We start from the raw sequence: 3,651 nt of genomic DNA, 5'->3' as shown, positions 1-3,651 counted from the left end.
GCCCTCCTCCCGCCACGGCCAGTCCCACCGCGACCGCAGTGAGCGCCAGGCCGCCCACCGTCGGTGACTTCCTGTTGAAGCTCCGCGGCTTCATCGGGCAGCAGGACTTCAATAGCGCGCGGCTCGTCGCCAATGACTGCGTGGCCCAGTACCCGGAGGCGCCGCAATGCTATCTCTTCCTGAGCGTGATCGAGGCCAGGTTCCGGAATCTGCAAGCCAGCGCCGACCACTACGAAGCCTTCATTCGGCTGACTCCCGAAGGCGATCCCCATCGCAGTCGCATCATGGAGCTGCTGTATTCATCGGACTTCGATCCGAATCCATTCGATGTGGTGCTCCTGCTGGCGCAGATGACCGAGGAGCCGTCCGCGACGGCCTCACCAGCCTCGGCGGCCTCCGGGCGCAGTGACGGTGATTGGAGCAAGTTGTTCCACAAGCAGGCCGCCGAGGCCTCCAGGCGAAAACGAAAGGCCGAAGCGCTGGGCCCAGCGCGGATGTGCGTCCTTCTCGATCCCCAGAACGCGGAATGCCATCTCCTCCTGGACGACAGCTACGACCGGCTCTACAAACGCAAGCAGAGCCGCGAGCACTATCTGCGGTTCCTGACGCTTGCACCCGAGAACCATCCCGCCAGGGCGCGCGTCAGCGATATGACCGAATAACGGTTCTGCGCTTAGGATGCCCGACCCATGGCACTCCAACCCGGCGACACCTTCGGACGGTATGAGCTGGTGTCCTGGCTGGGCCAGGGCGGCATGGCGGAGACGTGGCGCGCCCAGCTGGTCGGCGACGCGGGCGTCACCAAGCCGGTCCTCATCAAGAAGGTCCTGCCGGAATACGCCAACGACGAAGCCTTCATCTCCATGTTCATCAGCGAGGCGCGCATCTCCGCCACGCTGTCCCATGGCAACGTCGCTCAGGTCTTCGACTTCGGCCGGGTGGACGGTGGGTATTTCCTCGCCATGGAGTTCGTGGACGGGCAGCCGCTCCACCGCTTCCTCAAGCGCGCGATGAAGAGCGGCATGGGCACCCTGCCCGTTCCCATCGCCGTCTTCATCGCGATGGAGATGTGCCGGGGGCTGCACTACGCGCACACCCGCACGGACAGCAGTGGCCAGCCATTGGGCATCGTCCACCGCGACATCTCCCCGGACAACGTGCTCATCAGCTACGAGGGCCAGGTCAAGATCGTCGACTTCGGCATCGCCAAGGCCCAGCTCATCCGGGACCTCAAGACCGAGCCCGGCGTGGTGAAGGGCAAGTACCTCTTCTTCTCCCCAGAGCAGGCGCGCGGAGAGGACGTGGATGCGCGCACGGACGTCTGGGCCACCGGCGTCGTGCTCCATGAATTGCTCTGCGGGAAGCTTCCCCTGGAGGGACCGCCCGCGGTCGTGATGATGCGCATTGCTCGCGGCGAGCTTCCATCGCTGAGCGAGTCACGGCCGGACCTGCCGGCGGCGCTCCAGCGCATCCTCCTCAAGGCCCTGCATCCGGACCTGTCCCAGCGATTCGAGTCCAGCCATGCCTTCGCGGAGGCCCTCGCTGGCTTCCTGTACGCGAACCACCCGCGTATCTCCTCGCTGAGCCTGGCGCATCTGCTGCGGATGCTGTTTCGTGAAGACCTGCTGTCGCATGGCCGCGAGCTGTCCGTCCCGGACTCCTTCCAGGAGGAGCTGGAGTCCTGGCGCGAGCAGGAACCGGCACTCGCGAAGAAGCCCCTGCATCCCAGGCCGCTGCTCCATACCGGCAGGATCCCCCTCCCCGAATCCTCCAGCGTCGAAATCGTGGAGGAGGAGGCCCCGTCCGCGCTCGCCCCCGCGACCTCGCGCAAGTGGATGCTGGGATTGAGCACCACGGGTGTGGCGCTCGGGGCCAGCGTCCTGTGGTTCCTCTCCTCCGCCGTGCCGCCGGAGCCCCTTGGAGCCGCGAGCCCCATCGAGCGTCCCTCCAGCACGGTTCAAACCCTTCCCAATGATGCACGGCCTTCCTCGGTCCCCCAGACGATAGGCAGCGCGCCCCTCACGGTGGCACCGCTTCCGGAAGCGCCCCTGTCGCTGGCCAACTACCAGGACCGCGTCCAGGCGCGCGTGCAGCAGGGAGCGATCCAGGACGCCGTGGACCTGGCGCACCAGTGCGCGAAGCAGTTCTCCCAGGAAGCGGAATGCCAGCTCCTGCTGGGGATGCTGTACACGCGACTCAATGACAGCCGCACCAGCGTGACGCACTACCAGCGCTTCCTGGAGTACGCCCCTGACACGCACCCCAGCCGCGCGAAGGTGGTGCGCATCCTGGACGATGCGAAAGCCCTCTCGTCGGCCTCCGGCCGCATCGTGAAGCCGGAGACCTTCGCCGACATGATGGAGACCGGCCGCACGGCCTTCCGCGACGAGAAGTACCCGGAGGCCGCCGCCACCTTCCGGAACGCGCTGGCCATGAAGCCGGGCTCGGTCGAGGCGAAGCTCGAGCTGGGCCTGACGCTCATCAAGCTCAAGCCGGGCACGTCCAAGGACCACAGGGAGGCCGTGAAGCTCCTGGAGGCCGTCACCTGGAAGGATCCCGGCATCCGGCGAGCCTGGCTGGGTCTGGAGACCGCCTACACCCTGGTCGGAAACAAGGCCAAGGCCAAGAAGGCCCATGACCGGTACCTGCTGATGTCCCCCAGGAACATGGCGAACCCAGCGAAGGCGAGAGAGCGGCTCAAGAACATCGGCTTCTAGTCCGCGCCGGGTTGGAACCCCAACCCCTCCGCCACCTCCGCGTCCGTCAGCTCGCGCCACGCCCCTTCCGCCACGTCCAGCACCACCCGCCCCACCGACTCACGGTGCAGCGTGAGCACCGGGTGCCCCACCGCCGCGAGCATCCGCTTCACCTGGTGGTGCCGCCCTTCCGTGAGCGTAAGCGCCACCACGTCGGGCGCACGGAGCATGGCTTCCGCCGGGCGCGTGGGGCCGTCCTCCAGCGTCAATCCCTCTCGCAGCCTCGTCAGCGCCGCCTCCAGGGGATGCCCCTCCACGCGCGACACGTACCGCTTGGACAGGTGCGTCTCCGGCGCCGTCGCGTGCCGCACCAACCGTTCGTCGTTGGTGAAGAGCAAGAGCCCCGTGGTGTCCCGGTCCAGGCGCCCCACCGCGTACCACTCGAAGCCTTGAAGCTCCGGCGGCAGCACCGCGCGCAGCCTTTCGAAGACAGTGCCCACGCCTTCGGGATCCGACCCGTGCACCACCGGCCCCGAGGGCTTGTGGAACATCAGCGCCTGCACCTGGCGCGTCAGCACGCGCTCCACGCCGTCCACGCGCACCCGCGTCCCCTGCCCCACCGGCGCGAACGGCTCCCGCTCCACCCGGCCGTCCACCTCCACGCGGCCTTCGCGTATTGCCTGCTCGGCCTCGGTCCGGGGCAGCACGCCGGCCCGGCCCAACGCTCGCGACAGCCAGTCCGCGCCCGGGCCCGCCGGGGTCTCCGGTCCCCTGCGCCTCGCGGCCTCCAGCCACCTGGGCGTCCGTTGCTTGCGCGCCATGCGTCCTCCCGTGTGCCGCCCGCTGTATCAGATGCGTCACGCCAGCGGATTTCCCCGAACACCCTGGACATGAGTACGGGCAGGGGGCACCACGCCGTTTGACTCCCCCAGGCGGCTCTGAGCATGTGCGCGCC

At 68.0% G+C, this 3,651-nt stretch carries 2 protein-coding genes and 1 pseudogene; 2 read left to right on the top strand and 1 reads right to left on the bottom strand.

What is annotated here, in order from left to right; translation table 11 throughout:
• Positions 1-662, top strand: a pseudogene (locus D7Y11_RS43120) (hypothetical protein); the annotation flags it as partial.
• A gap of 27 nt (positions 663-689) precedes the next feature.
• Positions 690-2,717 (top strand): serine/threonine-protein kinase, encoded by a 2,028-nt coding sequence (locus tag D7Y11_RS42040; RefSeq protein WP_126936468.1) that lies wholly within the window; start codon positions 690-692, stop codon positions 2,715-2,717.
• Here D7Y11_RS42040 and D7Y11_RS42035 read toward each other — a convergent pair.
• Positions 2,714-3,517 (bottom strand): pseudouridine synthase, encoded by an 804-nt coding sequence (locus D7Y11_RS42035; RefSeq protein WP_126936467.1) that lies wholly within the window; start codon positions 3,515-3,517, stop codon positions 2,714-2,716. The two genes, D7Y11_RS42040 and D7Y11_RS42035, sit on opposite strands and share 4 nt — an antisense overlap.
• Positions 3,518-3,651 lie beyond the last annotated feature (134 nt).

It is taken from the genome of Corallococcus sp. AB018, from assembly GCF_003986945.1.
In the GTDB taxonomy this organism is placed as follows: domain Bacteria; phylum Myxococcota; class Myxococcia; order Myxococcales; family Myxococcaceae; genus Corallococcus; species Corallococcus exiguus.
Note: the sequence above shows the minus strand (reverse complement) of the source record. Positions and strands in the feature narration are given on the sequence as shown.

Bases quoted from the DNA above. Each gene is read 5' to 3' on its own strand.
- D7Y11_RS42040 (WP_126936468.1), top strand. From the start codon at position 690: ATGGCACTCCAACCCGGCGACACCTTCGGACGGTATGAGCTGGTGTCC.
- D7Y11_RS42035 (WP_126936467.1), bottom strand. From the start codon at position 3,517: ATGGCGCGCAAGCAACGGACGCCCAGGTGGCTGGAGGCCGCGAGGCGC.